The sequence below is a fragment of the Stenotrophomonas sp. GD03654 genome, from assembly GCF_029845105.1.
GTDB lineage: Bacteria > Pseudomonadota > Gammaproteobacteria > Xanthomonadales > Xanthomonadaceae > Stenotrophomonas > Stenotrophomonas africana.
This window is the reverse complement of sequence record NZ_JAOCLC010000009.1, coordinates 46,761-64,011: the sequence shown is the minus strand read 5'-3', so window position 1 is coordinate 64,011 and position 17,251 is coordinate 46,761. Positions and strand designations below refer to the sequence as shown.

11 protein-coding genes are annotated in these 17,251 nt (G+C 66.5%); 6 read left to right on the top strand and 5 right to left on the bottom strand.

Annotated features, from left to right (window positions below; translation table 11 throughout):
- The first annotated feature begins 18 nt into the window (after positions 1-18).
- From N5J73_RS05775 to N5J73_RS05750, 6 genes are read left to right on the top strand one after another with little or no spacing between them, the layout of a single operon-like run.
- Entirely contained in the window at positions 19-1,458 is a 1,440-nt protein-coding gene (locus N5J73_RS05775) for a polysaccharide lyase 6 family protein (RefSeq protein ID WP_164078466.1), read from the top strand.
- Positions 1,455-3,683, top strand: coding sequence for an oligoalginate lyase (locus tag N5J73_RS05770; protein WP_164078467.1), 2,229 nt, complete (start codon positions 1,455-1,457; stop codon positions 3,681-3,683). The genes N5J73_RS05775 and N5J73_RS05770 overlap by 4 nt, the downstream gene beginning before the upstream one ends.
- Entirely contained in the window at positions 3,680-4,984 is a 1,305-nt protein-coding gene (locus N5J73_RS05765) for an MFS transporter (RefSeq protein WP_088479256.1), read from the top strand. Before N5J73_RS05770 ends, N5J73_RS05765 begins: the two co-directional genes overlap by 4 nt.
- Before the next feature lie 46 nt (positions 4,985-5,030).
- The gene (locus tag N5J73_RS05760; protein ID WP_164078468.1) at positions 5,031-5,783 is read left to right on the top strand and encodes a glucose 1-dehydrogenase; all 753 of its coding nucleotides are present in this window, start codon (positions 5,031-5,033) and stop codon (positions 5,781-5,783) included.
- Between the two features lie 18 nt (positions 5,784-5,801).
- Complete coding sequence (locus tag N5J73_RS05755; RefSeq protein WP_164078469.1) at positions 5,802-6,989, top strand: GDSL-type esterase/lipase family protein; 1,188 nt, start codon at positions 5,802-5,804, stop codon at positions 6,987-6,989.
- Between the two features lie 10 nt (positions 6,990-6,999).
- Positions 7,000-8,019 carry a sugar kinase gene (locus N5J73_RS05750; RefSeq protein WP_164078470.1) on the top strand — a complete coding sequence of 340 codons (1,020 nt, stop codon included), beginning with the start codon at positions 7,000-7,002 and terminating at the stop codon, positions 8,017-8,019.
- Between the two features lie 17 nt (positions 8,020-8,036).
- Here N5J73_RS05750 and N5J73_RS05745 read toward each other — a convergent pair whose 3' ends face one another.
- From N5J73_RS05745 to N5J73_RS05725, 5 genes are all read right to left on the bottom strand, one after another.
- Positions 8,037-8,894, bottom strand: a complete 858-nt coding sequence (locus N5J73_RS05745) for a retropepsin-like aspartic protease (protein ID WP_204315334.1) — start codon at positions 8,892-8,894, stop codon at positions 8,037-8,039.
- Positions 8,895-9,056: 162 nt separating this feature from the next.
- A complete protein-coding gene (locus tag N5J73_RS05740; RefSeq protein WP_164078471.1) occupies positions 9,057-10,508 on the bottom strand; it encodes a S41 family peptidase in 1,452 nt (483 codons plus the stop codon).
- 87 nt (positions 10,509-10,595) lie between these two features.
- On the bottom strand, positions 10,596-12,170 hold the full coding sequence (locus tag N5J73_RS05735) for an alpha/beta fold hydrolase (RefSeq protein WP_164078472.1): 1,575 nt from the start codon (positions 12,168-12,170) through the stop codon (positions 10,596-10,598).
- A gap of 159 nt (positions 12,171-12,329) precedes the next feature.
- Complete coding sequence (locus N5J73_RS05730) at positions 12,330-13,538, bottom strand: YadA-like family protein (RefSeq protein WP_019336522.1); 1,209 nt, start codon at positions 13,536-13,538, stop codon at positions 12,330-12,332.
- An 82-nt stretch (positions 13,539-13,620) separates the two neighbouring features.
- Positions 13,621-16,977, bottom strand: a complete 3,357-nt coding sequence (locus tag N5J73_RS05725; RefSeq protein ID WP_164078473.1) for a S8 family serine peptidase — start codon at positions 16,975-16,977, stop codon at positions 13,621-13,623.
- Positions 16,978-17,251: the final 274 nt, after the last annotated feature.

The window sequence follows — 17,251 nt, the reverse complement described above, 5'->3', positions numbered from 1 at the left end:
CGTCCCTGGAAGGATTTCATGCGCACTCACCCGCTGGCGTGTCACCGATCCAATAATTCATGGCTTTTTTGCCTGACCACTGGCTTGGCATTGTGCCTGACCACTTCGGCAGCAAGTCCAGCCAGCTGGCTCGTCCATGATGCCGCCGAGTTCGCTACCGCCGCTTCGGCGCTGCAGCCCGGCGATGAAATCGTGCTGGCTGACGGCACCTGGACCGATGCCCGGCTGCTGCTGAAGGGCCAAGGCACAGCGGCAGCACCAATCACGCTGCGCGCTCAGACCCCGGGCAACGTGATTCTCAGCGGCCGATCGGACCTGCGCTTGGCAGGGAGCTACCTGCAGGTGTCCAACCTGGTGTTCCGCAACGGCTATACGCCGGGCGATGCGGTGGTGGCGTTCCGTGAATCCAGCAAAGCGGTGGCCAGCCACAGCCGGGTCACCGGTCTGGTGATCGACGACTACGCCAACCCCGATGCCAGTGACCAGGACTACTGGGTTTCCTTCTATGGCAGCCACAACCGCCTCGACCACAGCCAGCTGCGCGGCAAGACCAACGCCGGGCCGACCGTGGTGGTGGTGCGCGATGCCACCCAAGGCCTGGACAATCAGCACCGCATCGACCACAACTGGTTCGGGCCGCGCCCGGCACTGGGCGTCAACGGTGGCGAAACGATCCGCGTCGGCACCAGCGATAGCTCACTGAGCGATTCCAACAGCACGGTGGAGAACAACTGGTTCGAAGGCTGCGACGGCGAGACCGAGATCATCAGCAACAAGTCCGGCGGCAACACCTACCGCGGCAACGTGTTCTACCGTTCGGCCGGCGCATTGACCCTGCGCCATGGCAACAGCAACCGCGTAATTGACAACGTCTTCCTGGGTGACGACAAGGCCGGCACCGGTGGCGTGCGCATCATCAACGCCGACCAGATCGTCAGCAACAACTACTTCGAACGGCTGGCCGGGTCCAGCAACCGTTCGGCACTGGCGGTGACGGATGCGCAGGCCAGTCCGCCGCTGTCCGGTTATGCGCCGGTGGTGAATGCCACCATCAGCCGCAATACCTTCGTGGACGTGGCGAAGATCAGTTTCGGCGTGGGCCACGATGAGGCCAAGGGCATCGTGGTCGCCGCCAGCGACAGTCGCTTCAGCGCCAACCTGATCGTCAACCGCAGCAGCAGGAACCCGCCCAATGCCGCCAGTTCGCTGGCTGGCATCGCCTTCAGCGGCAACGTGCAGTCGCCGACAGCCAGCACCGTGTTCCCGGGAGGCGTAGAGGGCCGTGGCGTCATCCTGCAGCAGGCTGCCAGCGGACTATGGGTGCCCACGCCTGCCCTGCCCGCCGTGGGCGCCGATCCTGCCCTGGCGATGACCGCGCGCGAGGCGACTGGCGTCGCCTGGTATCCCAAGGTGGGCGAAGTTGCCCTGTCACGCACCCGCAATGGAGTTGATCGATGAGGTTGCAGCCGCTGTTCGTCTCCCTGGCCTTGGCCTGTCCCGTTGCCTTGATGCCGGCCGCCCCGCTGCTGGCGGCTCCGGCCACCGTCGCGCGACAGTTCGATGCGGCACCTGTGCTGGTCACCGCCGCACAGTGGCAGCAGATGGCCAGTGAAGGCAGCCGCTACCCGTGGTTCGCCAAGGAGCAGGCGCGCACCGAGGCAACGCTGAAGAAGATGATGAAGGCCGGTATCGACGTGCCGGTGCCCAGGGACAAAGGCGGCGGGCGCACGCATGAACAGCACAAGCGCAATTACCAGGCGCTGCTGGCGGCCGGCACCCTGTACCGGCTGACTGGCGACAAGGCCTATGTCGCGTACTCGCGCGACATGCTGCTGCAGTACGCCCAGCTCTACCCGACACTGGGCCCGCACCCGGAGGGTCGCGGCCAGATTCCCGGCCGCGTGTTCTGGCAGGTGCTCAACGATTCGGTGTGGCTGGTCAACGCCATCCAGGGCTATGACGCGATCCGTGATGCGCTGTCCGCCGAGGACCGCGACACCATCGAATCGAAAGTGTTCCGGCCGATGGCGGAGTTCCTGGCGAGCGAACCGAAGAACTACGACCAGATCCACAACCACGCTACCTGGGCGGTGGCCGCCACCGGCATGACCGGCTACGTGTTGCATGACCCGGAACTGGTGGAGAAATCCCTGCGCGGCAGCCAGAAGGACGACACGTTCGGCTTCCTGCGGCAGATCGACCTGCTGTTCTCGCCCGATGGCTACTACGAGGAAGGCCCCTACTACCAGCGCTATGCGTTGGCGCCGTTCCTGCTGTTCGCCAACGCCATCGAGCGCAACGAGCCGCAGCGGAGGATCTTCGCGCGCCGTGACGGCGTGCTGTTGAAGGCCGTGGATGTGCTCGTGCAGACCAGCTACGACGGCCTGTTCTTCCCGATCAACGATGCGATCCTGGACAAGGGCATCGACACCGAAGAGCTGGTGGCCGGCATCGGCATCGCCTATGCGCGCACCGGTGATGACCGCCTGTTGTCGGTGGCCCAGCAGCAGAAACGCCTGCTGTTGTCGCCCGAAGGCCTGCAGGTGGCACAGGCACTGGCCGCCAACAAGGCCAAGCCCTTCGATTACCGCCCGATGCTGCTGCGCGATGGCCCCGACGGCGACCGTGGCGGCCTGGCGATCCTGCGCATGAACGGCGAACGCGGCCAGGCGCTGGTGCAGAAGGACACGATGCAGGGCATGGGACACGGCCACTTCGACAAGCTCAACTGGCTGTTCTACGACAACGGCAACCCGGTGGTGACCGACTACGGCGCCGCCCGCTTCCTCAATGTGGAAGCCAAGCGTGGGGGCATCTACCTGGCCGAGAACCGCAGCTGGGCCAAGCAGACCGTGGCCCACAACACCCTGGTGGTGGACGAGCAGAGCCACTTCAAGGGCGACTGGAAGCGCGGTGAGGAGCATGCCCCGCAGGTGCGCTTCTTCCAGGCCGATGCCGATACCCAGATTGCCTCGGCAACGATGCGCGATGCCTATCCCGGCGTGGTGTTTACCCGCACCCAGGCGCTGGTGCGCCACCCTGACCTGGGTCTGCCGGTGGTGCTGGACCTGCTGCAGGTGCACGGCGAGAAGGCCGCGCGCTACGACCTGCCGCTGCACTTCAACGGCCACATCGTCACCACCGGCTTCGAGGCCGAACACTTCCCCGCCCAGCGCCCCGTGCTGGGCAAGGACAACGGCTACCAGCACCTGTGGCTGGATGCACGCAGCAAACCCGGCAGCGAGCCGCGTTCGCTGGCCTGGCTGCTGGATGGGCGCTTCTACACTTACCGCTTCGGCAGCAGTGCGCCGGCACAGGCGCTGCTGGTGGAAAGCGGTGCGAACGATCCGGAATTCAACCTGCGCCGCGAACCAGCCCTGCTGCAGCGCGTGGAAGGCCAGAAGGAGGTGACCTTCTTCAGCGTGCTGGAGCCGCATGGTGAGTACAACGGCACCGCCGAGTACGTGCATGGCGCCGACAGCCGCATCAAGGACATCGTGCGCACCCGCGGCCACGATGCCGAGGTGATCGAGCTGCGCCTGGCCAGCGGTGCACGCATCGCCCTCGGCGTGGCCGATGACAGCAGCGCCAAGGGCGAGCACAGCGTGACCGTCGATGGTCACGCCTACCGCTGGAGCGGCAGCCACGCGCGCATGGACCGCAGCAAGGGTGACGCGAAATGAACGGCCCTGCGGTGGTGGATCAGCTGCGCAAGGTCCCGGTACGTTCGGCCGTACGCTGGCTGATCGTCGGCCTGATCGCTGTGGCCACGGTGATCAACTACATTGACCGCAACGCACTGGCGGTGATGTGGCCGGAAATCGCCAAGGAAGTGGGCGCGACAAAGGATGACTACGCGCTGCTGGTGACGGTGTTCATGCTGTTCTACGCGGCCGGCCAGTTCCTGTTCGGCCGTCTGTTCGACATGATCGGTACGCGCCTGGGTTTCGCCCTGTCGATCAGCGTGTGGTCGATCTCCATTGCCCTGCACTCGATCACCCATTCGATGCTGTCCTTCAGCCTGGTGCGGGCGATGCTCGGCATCAGCGAGGCGGGCGCCTGGCCAGGCGCGGTGAAGGCCAATGCCGAGTGGTTCCCGGCACGCGAGCGCGCGTTGGCGCAGGGCGTGTTCAACGCCGGTGCGTCGATCGGCGCGATCGTTTCCGCACCGGCCATCGCTGGCCTGTACCTGTGGCTGGGCTGGCGCGGCACCTTCGTGCTGGTCGGTGCAATCGGTTTCCTGTGGCTGCTGCCCTGGTTGTTTGTCTACCGCGCCGGCCCGGACAAACACCCTTGGGTGAGCGATGCCGAGCGGCGGCTGATCCAGGAAGACCAGGCCGGGCAACAGGCAGAGGCGGCGCCGAAGGCCAGCGTTCGCGAGCTGCTGGCTCACCGGCAGAGCTGGGGCATGCTCGCCTGCCGCTTCCTGCTGGACCCGATCTGGTGGCTGTTCGTGTCCTGGCTGCCGATCTATCTCGCTGAAACCTTCGGCTTCGACATCAAGCAGATCGGCCTGTTCGCCTGGGTGCCGTTTGTCGGTGCCATGCTGGGCAGCCTCAGTGGTGGCTGGCTGTCCGGGCGGATGATCCGCGCCGGGCACAGCGTGGACCGCGCCCGCAAGCTGGCCATCACGTTGGGCTGCGTGATCATGGCCCCTGCCCTGCTGGGCGCGGTGCTGGCCAACCAGCCATTGCTTGCCGTGCTGGCCATCGCCGCGGTGCTGTTTGGCTTCCAGGTGGCCATCGGCAACATCCAGACCCTGCCGGGCGACCTGTTCGACGGCCGCTCGGTGGGCACGCTGGCGGGCCTGGGCGGCCTGGCCGCCGTGGCTGGCACCTTGATCACCACCTGGCTGGTGCCGGTGCTGACCCGCCATTCCTATGCCCCGATCTTCATCCTCGTTGCCGCGCTGGTGCCGCTGTCTCTGGCCGCGCTGTGGTGGTGGACCGGACCTATCCAGAAGCTCGACCGTCGCGGCGATTGAGCCTGCAGTTCTCTTTCATTCCCCCGCAAACCAAGGAGTTTTCCGCATGTCGTTCCAGGACAAGGTGGCCATTGTCACCGGCGGCGGCCGCGATATCGGTCGCGCCGTCTCGATCAAGCTGGCTGCCGCCGGTGCACGTGTCTGCATCAACTACGCCAACGATGAAGCCAGTGCCCAGGAAACGCTGGCGCAGATCCAGGCGGCCGGTGGCCAGGCCATCGTGCATCGCGCCGACGTCACCGATGCCGCTGCCGTGGCCGGCCTGGTCGCTTCGGCACAGGCCGAGTTCGGCGAGCGCATTGACCTGCTGGTGAACGTGGCCGGTGGCATGGTGCAGCGTCGGCCGCTGGCCGAGATCGACCCGGCGTTCTTCCACACCGTGATGGACCTGAACCTGACCTCGACCTACCTGACCACGCACGCGGTGGTTCCGCACATGCGCGAAGGCGCGGCCATCGTCAACTTCGCTTCGCAGGCAGGGCGTGATGGTGGCGGCCCGGGCGCATCGATCTACGCCACCGCCAAGGCGGCGGTGATGACCTTCACCCGTGCCATGGCCAAGGAACTGGGGCCGAAGGGTATCCGGGTGAACGCGCTGTGCTGCGGCATGATCGCCACCCGCTTCCACGACGAATTCACCAAGCCGGAAGTGCGCACAGCGGTTGCCGGCGCCACCCCGCTGCGCCGCCAGGGTGCGCCGGACGAAGCCGCTGACGCCGCTGTATTCCTGGCCTCGGATGCGGCGGCGTTCATTACGGGTGCGAATCTGGACGTCAACGGCGGCACCTACTTCTCCTGACCTGAGCGGATACCTGCCATGCAGCGCTGGATCACCCTGCTTTCGCTGGCCTTCGGCGCTGCCGTGGCCGCCCCCGCCACCCAGGCTGCACCGGTCTGGGTCACTGCCTGGACCGCCTCGCCGGCACCGGATCGCAAGGATGGCACCGCCGAGGCACCCGTACAGTTCGCGGCGCAGACCGTGCGCCAGGACATGCGTATCGGCAGCCGTGGTGATGCGCTGCGGCTGCGCATCAGCAACGAGCTCGGCACGTCGCCCTTGCGGGTCGAAGACCTGCGCGTAGGCTTGAAGAATGGCAAGGTTGCACCACTGCCGGTAACGGTGGATGGCCGCGCGGTCATTGAGGTGCCGGTGGGCGCCGCGCTGCTGAGCGACCCGGTGCCGATGCCCTTGGTGGCGCTGCAGGAAATCAGCGTGAGTGCGTATTTCCCGCAGCCCACCCGCCCCGCCGTGCGCCGCACCGAGCTTCGGGTAGCGGACGGCAGGCAGACAACCGTCGCCGACAGCGTGCGCCTGGGCTACCAGCAGAACGTGTTCTCGGCAGTGATGGTGCGGCGCGCAGATCGGCCACAGGTGATCGTGGCGCTGGGTGACTCCATCACGGAAGGCGCCACCGCCCGTCGCGGCACCTTCAACCAATGGCCGGAGCGATTGGCGCAGCGCCTGCAGCAGGCCTGCCCGAACCGGTTCGTGGTGCTCAACCAGGGCATCAGCGGCAACAAGCTGCTTGACCATGGCCGCAGCCACAGCGCCCTGTCACGATTGGATCGCGACGTGATCGCGGTGGCCGATGCCGATCAGGTGATCCTGTTTGAAGGCATCAACGACATCCGCCACGGAGGGGGTGCGCAGCCGCTGCCCGGGCGCAATGCGGCGGACATGCTGCTGGGCTATCAGCAGGTTGCGGCACGACTGCATGCGCACGGCATCCGCGCCTGGCTGGGTACGTTGACCCCATTCGGCGGTTCCGAGCGCTACGAGCCCGTCTCCGCAGCCACTCGCACCACGATCAACCAGTGGGCACGCGGTGGGAAGACCGGGTTCGATGGCATCATCGATTTCGATGCCGCGCTGCGTGACCCGAAGGCAGCCGAATCGTTGCCCAATGACATCACCCGCGACCATCTGCATCCCAACGACGAGGGCTACCGGCGCATGGCCGATGCCATCGATCTGCGCATGCTGGGCTGCACCACCCCCGAGTGAGAGAGAACCGATGAGCCGCGTCGTTTGTTTCGGTGAGTTGCTGCTGCGCCTGGGTGCGCCCGGTCGTGAACTGCTGCTGCAGACGCCGCAGCTGCAGGTCCATGTGGGAGGCGCCGAGGCCAATGTTGCGGTCTCGCTGGCCTGCCTGGGCCACGATGTGCAGATGGTCAGCACGGTACCCGGCAACGCGCTGGGCCGGCATGCCGTGGCGGAGCTGCGGCGGCATGGCGTAGGGGTGGCCGGCGTGCGTGAAGTGGAGGGTGACCGCATGGGTCTGTACTTCCTGGCGACCGGTGCGGTGCAGCGCGCCAGTGAAGTGGTGTATGACCGGGCCGGTTCTGCATTCGCAAACACCAATACCAGTGACCATGCGTGGCCCGCCCTGCTGTCCGGCGCGCGCCTGCTGCATGTCTCCGGCGTCAGCCCGGCGCTGGGCGCCAACGTGGCCGAGTCGGTGCTGGGGGCCGCGCGTGCGGCTCGCGCGGCCGGTGTGCAGGTGTCCTTCGACGGCAATTACCGTCGCTCATTGTGGCGACGCTGGGATGGCGACGCAGCGGCGATCCTGCGCGAGCTGTTCGCCGAGGCCGACATTGCCTTTGCCGATCATCGGGACATCGAACTGGTGCTGGGGCTGCACTTCCCGCACGACGATGCGGTCGCCCGAACCGAAGCCGCTGCGGCCGCCGCCTTTGCCGCATTCCCGCATCTGCAGTGGCTGGCGTGCACCCAGCGCGATGTGGTGAGTGCAGACCATCACATCCTGGGCGCGCTGCTGCTCGGCCGCGACGGCACGCGGGCGCAGGCACCACCGCGCCCGCTGCCCGGTATCGTTGATCGCATCGGGGGCGGCGATGCCTTTGCCGCCGGCATCCTGCACGGATTGCTGTCCGGGCTCGACGCAGAAAGCACCGTGCGCTTCGGACTGGCTGCGGGCGCGTTGAAGCACGCCATTCCCGGCGACTTCAGCCCGGTAGCTGAGGCGCAGGTGCTGGCTCTGCTGGGCAATGGAGGTGCGGATGTCCAGCGCTGAATGCCGAGCGCGCACGGTCACCCCGCCGGGGTGGCGACGAAGCGACGGTTGGGACGCAGATAGATGCTGCCGGAACGGGCATCCAGCAGGATATTGAACTGCTGCAGGACTTCGCTGCCAAGCGTCCCGTCGTCCGTGGAGCCATCGTCATCGACGGTGATCGAGGCTTTCGGCCCCTTCAGTTGCAGGGTCGAGATGCTGGCCACGGGCACGCGCACGTCCACCGCGCGGATCTTCCGGCCCGCGCTGCCGCTGAACTGTGATGTTCCAAGTCGTTCCGGAAACGCTTCCTGCAGGCGGTGGGCGGTGCCGAAGGCGTAGGACAGGTCGATGTTGCCGTTGCTGCCGGTGTCCAGGGTAAGCCAGGGTGTGAAAGTGGTGTTGCCGTTGCCGAGCGTGACCTGGATGGTCGGAATATTGTCAATCCAGCGCACGTTGGCCCGGACATACCCGGCAAGGTCGGGAACCTCGTCATGCAGACGCAGCAGGCTGCGGTCGTAGTCGATCTCCAGCACCTTGCCCTGGAAGAAGGTCCAGCCCAGTACCGCATCGAAGGGGCGCCCCGTGTAGTCGATCACAACGGCTCCCATCGGTCGCTGCACGCCGCCGATCCGCACGGCGTTGTGCGTGCTGTAGTCGAGAAGCGTGACGCCATCGGAACCGGTGTTCTCACTCTGGTCGTCAATGACCAGCTTCGCGTCCTGCTGGATGTGCCTGGCAACGGCCATGGCCGACGCGCCTGTATCGACGAGAAAGCGCAGTGGTCGCGAGCCGTTGATCGTACCCTCCACGTAGATCCGGTGATCCTTGCCCAGTTCGAAGGGAACTTCGGTGACCGCAGCACCTGCTGCGAAAGGCACCAGCATGATCAACATCGCGCATTGAAGCGCAGTACGAGGCAGTTCGCACATCCAAGGGCTCCTTCGGTCAGTAGAGCTGCAGCAGCGGTTACCCGGCTCATTGCGGGTTGGATGCAGCTGTCGGTGAAAAGGTTTAATGCGCCGGAACTGCTTCACCGGTACGCCACCAGGACGGGATCATCGTCCGGAGATCCACGCCTCAAGTGCTGCGGTGTCCCGCATGTCGCCGGTATATCGATGATCGGGCACGTGTGGTTCGTTCGAACCACGCACCCGCCCCCGGAACACCTTCATCGGCACTGAAATCCTGGCCAGCCCGCTTGGCAGCCGCTCTGGCCGCACGTCCATGTAGAGACTATCGGCCGATGTCTCGACGCCCACCTGCACCGCGCCCAACCGCTTCCACAGGTCCAGCGCATCCAGGCAGGCTGAACCACAGGCTGCATCGGCCACGATCACCACCCTGCCCTTGCGCAGCGGTGCGGCCGGGCCTGGGGTTGGTGCTGTATCTGCGCTGGCCTCGGATGGCTCGCGCCACAATGCCTCACCCCGGCCGCGTGCCTGTGCCATGCCCGCCGTCACCGACTCCAGCATGCGACGCAGCTCTGGCGACGCGTCGGGCGCCTGCACCAGCTTCTGCAGGAAGCTGCGCAACTGGGCGATGTTGGCCTCGGAGGTCCGCCACTCCACCCAGCTGGGATCGGGCAGCACGTCCACGGCGGCCCGGCCCCAGATCAATCGCGCCAGTTCGATGCTCCATTGCGAAGCTCCGCCGCTGTTGCCACGCACGTCCAGCACCACCGACGGTGCCTGCTGCAGTGCTTCGGCTTTCGGAGCAAGCTGCTCAAGCAGAGCGGTCAGTTCCTTGAAGTTCTGCTCCGTGGGGTCGGCATTGAAGCTGCTGGTGGTGATCCAGTAGCCGCCATCGGGCATGATGTGCCAGCCGTTGGCCGGGCGGAAGCTGCGCCGGGTGTCGGCCAGACGCTCCTTGCGCTGTGCCGCCTGCAGTGGCTGCCACTGCAGTGCGTAGGATTTCTCGCGTCCATTTACCTGGAAGACGCAGGCGTGCAGCGTGGGCACGAACGGATTGCCCTGATCCAGCAATACTTCACCGCCGCCGTGGATGCGGCTGGCCAGCAGGTTCCAGCGCCCGCTGAAGTCACCCACCCGCCGTGCGGCCAACGTCTGCGCATCGATGCCATCACAGGAAAGCAATCGAGCCCCCAGCGGCGGATGGCCCGGACCACCGTCCACGGTCATGACCAACTGCGCATCGCCGTCGAAGCCGGTCAGGAACCCGGGCCATTGCGTTGGAACATCGGGAGCGCCGGCAAGCGCGTTGAGGCTGACATGCCCATCGTTGAAGAACGCCGCATAGCCCTTCATCGCCCACCAGTAGCCCTGATAGTTGGTGACCCGATTCGCGCGCGAGCGTGCAAGCGCCTGGGCCTCGTCGAGCTGCGCGCCGAACCCGGGATTCCGCAGATCCACCGCGCCCGGATGACTGCCACGCAGGGCGGCGTCGGCAGCGTCCAGATCCTTCAACAGCGTGTCCGGCCAATCGATCGGCGCACCTTTCGCGGTGGGTGCCGCGAGCACCGCACCGAGCAGCAGCCATGCAATGACCATGGATTCATCCGTTTCCCGGAACAAGCACGAGTCTCGCAGTTTTCCAGCCCGGTGTACCGCGCCCGCCACAACGGGCGCGGCCGCACATCAATGCAGCGGCACCTTCAGCACCGACGGCGCATTGACTGGCGAGCTGAAGGTCACCGCCCCACCCAGCTGGCTGATGCCCGCATAGCGCAGGTCCACGGTATCGACCACCAGGGTCAGGCGGCTGCCGGCTGGAAGGTTCCAGCTGCTCGCTTCCAGCCGCAGGTCGAGCGTTTTCGCCTGGCCTGGCGTGGCACCGCGCAAGGTGTACGGCTTGTGGCTGATCAACTGACCATTGCCCAGCACATCCTCGGCGTACAGGTAGGCGTACAGCGTGGTGTTGGCACGGCTGGGCGTGACCGTCAGGCGCACTTCCGGCGCACCGTCCAGGCGTTTGGCGCTCCACTGGATTGGCCCCTGCCAGACACCGGCGGCACTGCGGCCAACAAACGGCACGTAGGCGCCCGGCGGAAGGTTGATCATCTGCAGCGCGCCGGAGGCCATTGCCACGCCGGAGTTGGCCGCAGTCAGCAAACCGCTGCCGATGCGGTAGTTCCAGCCGGTGCCGCCACCGTGCTCGGCCAGGCCGCCGGTCGGCAGCAGCAAACCAGAGGGTGCGGTCAGGCCGTAGCTGACCGCACCCTTGCTGGTCGCCTGCCAGTCCGGGTAGCGGCTCCAGCTGCCGGCCTGTGACTTCAGCTGCACCGCCGGCTGGCGGTCGATGCCGTTGGCCACTGCCTTCAGATAGTGATCGAACCAGTCACCCACCTGGTCATAGACTTCGTTGGGAATGCCCAGTGCACCGAGCGCTTCGTTGAGCGCGTGGTCACCGTGGCGCAGCTGCAGCTGCTTCGGGCCTTTCAGCCGGTTGAAGAAATCAACCAGCTGGCCCGGCGGGAACAGGCTGTCGTTGAAGGCGTTGGCCAGAAACACCGCCGGCTGGTTGGCGTTGATCTCGTCGATGCTGGCCGCGGGACTGCGCTGCGCCGCCACCGGCAACAGCGAATCCACCGCGCCCTGGTAGTTGCCGGCCAGAACATTGCGGTTGATCGTGGCCAGCTCCGCGCCGGGACGTCCGGTCACCAGGCCGGCCGCAACCAGCAGTGCGATGCCCTGCGCGCTCGGGGTGTCGTTGCTGTACAGCGAGGCCTGCAGATCGGCCCAGCCACTGAGCGCGGCCACGGCCTTGATGCGCGGATCGCGTGCCGCCGCCAGCAGGCTGGTGCCCGCACCGTAGGAGATGCCCGAAACGCCGATCCGGTCCGGGTCAGCGCGGGTGTTGTCCAGCGCCCAGTCGATCAGCGCGCTGACATCCTCCACCGTGGAGGGCCCAGCGATGTCGATGCTGCCGCCGGATTCCCAGAAGCCACGCGAGCTGTAGCTGATCACCACATAGCCGCGCTGTGCCAGCGACTGCGCCACCCCCACATACTCCACGCTGGGCACCGCCCAGCTGCTGGGCATCACCAGCAGCGGATAGCGCCCGCCGCCCGCATCCTGCGGTTCGATGACGAAGGCCCCGAGAGGCGTTCCATCCCAGCCGGAAATGGTGCGATGGGTGGTCTTGACCGTCGTAGCCCAGGCAGTGGGCGCCAGGCCGGTCAGCAGGATCAACAGCAGCAATACCTTGCGCATCGTCGTCTCTCCCCGTCGGTGGTGGTGCAACGGGTTGGACCGTACCAGTGCGAATGGTGGGTGGCACCTTGCGACGCAGCATGACGTTTGCTGCACGTTCGCAGCGCTTGTTGGCTGAACAGGGGGCGCTGCACGCCCCCTGCCCTGCCCTGCACTGCGTTACAGGTCTACGCCGAAGCCCATGCCAGCAGACCTCTCGCCATTGCTGAAGGCACCACCCAGCGAGAACGAAGCACGCTCGCCGATCCGTTTACCGTATCCGATCGACAGCGCCTGCTCGCCGCCCTGGAAGCCGGCACCCACCGCAATGCGACCGCGCGGGCTCTGTGAGCCGGCGGCGTTGATGGCCATGTTCAACATCGCCGAGCTCATCGCACCCATGCGATCGATGCGCTGGTCCTGGTGACGCAGGCGGCGTTCCATCTCCTGCTTCAGCCCGTTGTTGTCCAGCGCGAACTGCGCCAGGCGCTGGTCGGTGTAGGCATTGGCCGTCGTCACCGCCTGCGCGGACTTCGTATCGGTATAGGAGTTGGCCGAGGAGAGCGTGGTTGCGCTGCTGGCATCGGTATAGGCCTTTGAGGTCGTCACTGCCGCGGCGCTGCTCGCGTCGGTGTAGGCGTTGACGGAGTTGATGGTCGCCGTGGCCCGCGCATCGGCATAGCTGTTGGCCGAAGTCAGCGTGTTGGCGTTGGCGGTATTCATCTGATTGAGGTTCACCGCATCGGTGCCCTGCGTGGCGGCGGCCACGTTGGTCAACTGGCGCTCGTTACCGGCGCTGCCCACCGATACCGAGTTGGCACGGTCGGCGACGGAGCCGTTGCCCAGTGCAACGCTGTCGTTCGCAGAAGCGATGGCACCATTGCCCACGGCACTGCTGTTGTTGCCACTGGCTTCGGACAAGCTGCCGAGCGCGGTGCTGTTTTCGCCCGTGGCGTTGCTGCCAGCGCCTGACGCGGTGGAGAACGAGCCCGTTGCGGAGCTGCCCGAGCCACTGGCACTGCTGAAGTCACCACTGGCGGTGGCGCTGTCGCCGATCGCCGCACTGTTGGCGCCGGAGGCGGAAGCACCCACGCCCACGGCGGCGCTCTGGTCGCCGGAGGCGCTGCTGGCTGCGCCGATCGCCGTACTGCCGGTGCCGCTGGCACTGGCGCCGGTTCCGACGGCCGCCGATAGATCACCGCTGGCATCGGCACCACTGCCGCACGCCAGCGAGGCGGCACCACCGGCGCTGGCGCCACCGTTGGACACGCCGCCGAAGCCATCGTCCAGCTGGCAGGTATCACCGGCCCACGCCGGTGCGGTTGCCATGGCCAGTGCCACGGCAAGGATGTGCTTGTGCATCGTCTTCACGGTACCCCCGAGGTCCATCAGGAAGGGTTCCCGGCAAGCGCCGGAAACGGTGGGAAACCGGCCGCCCCTGCACAGGGGCGGCCGGGATGCTGCAGGCGCCTTACGGCGTTACGGTCAAGGCGACACGGACAGCAGTCTTCGGCGTGCTCGGGTCATTGCTGCCGACACAGACGAAGCCCGAATAGCTGCCCGGCGCGAGGCCGCTGGCGTTGATCTGCACCTGCGTGCTCTGGCTGCCGCCTGCGGAGATGCGGCCCAGGGCACGGGTCGGTGTGCCGATCCAGCCGGCGCCGCACGCATTGCTTCCGCCCAGCCCATAGGCCAGCCCAGGCGCGCCGGCGGTGGCGGACCAGGCACCGCTGCCATCGGGATTGATGATCGCGCTGCGGTACACGCTGTCGCCGCTGGTGGCGTTGAACCAGAACCAGCTGGTAGCCAGCGGCGCGCGCACCGAGACCACCAGCCAGTAGCGGCCTGCCGGCAGGTTCACGTTCTGGCCTGCAGCGGCCAGGTCAAGGTTGATGGTGGCCAGCGTGGCCGACGTTCTTACGCCCGGACCGCTGACGGTGGAGGTGTAGCTCCACAGCGCCAGCTGCGGGCTCGATTCCGGATTGCCCTCCGGATTGCCGCCAACATCCCGGTAGATCGACCAGTTGATGTTGGTCGAAGTTGCCAGCGAGCCACCGTTGACGAAGCCGTCAGCGACGATGCGGGTAATGCCGGTGGCCTCGCCCAGAGTGAAGTCATCGGCACCAAGCTGTGCACGTGCACCCACTGTCGCCGCATCGGTGAAGCGCGTCGAGCGACGGCCATTGGCGTTGTTTGGCGCCTGCGCTACCAGCGTGCGGGTGCCCACTCCGGAATTGTCGATCTGCCATTCCAGCGGTGAGCCGCCGGTATTGGCGATCTGCAGGTTCACCGTTCCACTGCCACCGGCCGGCAGGGTCAGCGAGTTCGTCGGCGGCGTGGCGGCGATCTGCGGCGGCGGCACCGACACGGCGATCGGCAGGCGCAGCAGCGGCTGGCTGGTATCACCGCCCTGCGGTGAGAGGGTGAGCCTGGCAAAGCGCCAGCTGCCATCGTTCGGCACCGAACCGGTGGTGACGATGACCCGCACCGACTTGCTTTCACCCGGCGCCAGGGTAAACACCGATGGCGAGACAACCGCGGTCAGGCCCTGCACCTTCGCCGTCCACGTCTGCCGGGTCGGCAGCACATTGCGGAACACGCGGGTGAAGCTGCAGCTGTCCGGGCAGCTGCGCTTGCCGAGGCTGGCGATGTTGAGCGACGACACTTCACCGCCATTGGCTGGATTGGCGGCCAGGAAGTTGGTCTTGGTCTCGTTGAGCACCAGCCCTGCGCGCAGTGCCTGGTCCACCTGGATGCGTCCAGCGCCCATCGCGAATGCGTCGGCCGGTGTGACGCCATCTTCCTTCAGCACCTCCTGTCGCGCGGTCATCATCAACGCCGAGCGTGTCTCGTGCACGGTCCAGTCAGGACGCGCCTGGCGCAGGAGCGCGGCGGCACCTGCGTGATGCGGAGATGCCATCGAGGTGCCGTCCATCAGGCCGACGGCGTTCTCCGAGCCGGTCACCTCATTGCCCGCGATCACGGCCAGCACACGCACACCCGGGGCGGTCACGTCCGGCTTGACCAGATCAAAGATCCCGGCCGGGCCGCGCGAACTGAAGTCGCCCAGCACATCCGGCGTATTGCTGATCTTGCTGGCCGGATAGGCAATGCCGGCGGTTGCGTTGTTGCCAACGCTCGACGCAAAGGTCCGCAGTGCATTGGCGTCCGACTGGTCGATGGCGAAGGCGGGAATGGTCGCCCCGGCCACGTTGGGCAGGATGGGGGCCGGCTGGTTGTTGCCGATCAGCACGGCGATCGCACCCGCTGCAGCGGCGTTGTTGACCTTGTCGCTGAAGTTGCACGAGCCACGGCGGATCACCGCAACGGCGCCCTGGAAGGTATTGGCCGGGAACGGCGCGCACCCATCGTTGACACTGTCGATACCTGCACTGACACGCAGCGGCGTGGTTGCAGGAATCGGCGTTGCGAACGGCACGCCGCCCGAGCCTTCGGTCAGCAGGATGGCAGTGAGCGCCGGCGGCACGCTGCCGGGGCCGCTGACCGCAGCGAACAGCACGATGTCGCCGCGGCCATGCGTGGCCGCCGCAGTGCTGCCGGTCCAGGGTTCCAGATGGCCCATCGTGTTCGGACCTGGGCCGGAGTTGCCGGCCGAAGTGGCCACGTAGATGCCGGCATCGGATGCGTTGAGGAACGCCAGCGAGACCGCCTCTCCCCACGGCGCGGTGCCACCGGCAATGGAGTAATTGATGACGTCGACCACGCCATCGGCGAGGGCCTGGTTGACCGCTGCCAGCGTCGAGGTATTCGGGCAGAAGCCGCGCCCGGTGGAGACCTCGGTGTAGCAGGCGTCGTAGGCGATGATGTTGGCGCGCGGCGCAACACCGGAAATGTGGATCTGGTTGCCACGGTGGGACGCAGTGTGCGGGTTGCCGGCGGCGGTGGAAGCGGTATGGCTGCCATGAGCGTTGGTGTCACCAAATCCAGGCTCCTCGCGTACGTCCGCAACGCCACACTGGTTGCCCGGCGCGCCGCAGACGAAGTCGTAGCCGCCGATCAGCTTGCTGTTGCAGCGACCTTCGTCGATGCCGCCCGGCGCGCAGGTACCGAGGTAGTTGCCGGCGCCCAGCGGATTGACGTGCTCGTAACCATCTTCGGCGCGGGCGGTGAAGGCCGGGCTGCCGAAGTTGATGCCCGAGTCGATGACGCCGACCACCACACCTTCGCCACGGAACGGCGCAGGTGTGCCGTTCCACAGCGCAGGTGCGCCGATCAACCCCGGTCCGACGTCGGTGTCCTGCTCATACTCCCTGTACTCTTCAACCAGTTGCACATCAGGAAGTGCGCGCACGCGCTCCGCTTCCTGCGGATTCATCTGCAGCACCGATGCGTTGATCGCATGCTGCATGCGCCGTTCTACCTTCACGCTGCGACCCAATGCTGCATTGATGCGGGCCTCGTGCTGTACCTGGCGGTCAGCGAGAAAGCGCACATAGTCCTGCGAGCGTGCCCCCCTTACAGCGATGCGCGGTGTCGGCGCATTGCCGGTGGCTGCCGCTGCACGCGCGGCGCTGGCGGATGGGCGCATGCGTTCCGGTGCCGCGAGGCCCTGGATGTCGCCCTTGTAGGTGGCCAGCGGCTCCTCGCGGTAGACCACGATGTAGCGGTTGGAGAGCTCGGCGAAGCCGCTGCCCGGACCGCGTGTCGCAGGCCCGGACGGATTGCCGGCGCGCGCGTCCACCGAGGGATTGCCGGTCTTTGACTGGGCACCGGTACTGCGTATGCCCACGGCAGCGGCGGCCAGTGCGGCACCCGCCACCAGGGTCAGTGCAACCCATTTGCTTCGTTTGATCCATGCATTGCGCATCGAATACCCCCTTTTCATTGAAAGCCCGAGATGCACGCCGGCGTCAACGCCGGCGCTGTGATGTCTGGTGCTTCAATTGCGGGTGCGGCGCGTAGTCCCCGACGCCTTGCACCCCGCTGCGCCCCGGCAGCAGAATCGACACTACCTCAAAATTTGACGCGGCGCACAGTTTTTCGTGACAGCTGCAAGACAGAGATCAGTACGCGAAAGTATGGATGTGCGCCTGCATGGCGTAGCCATGGCCCCGGCCGCCGAAGCGGCAACGCGTTCGTTG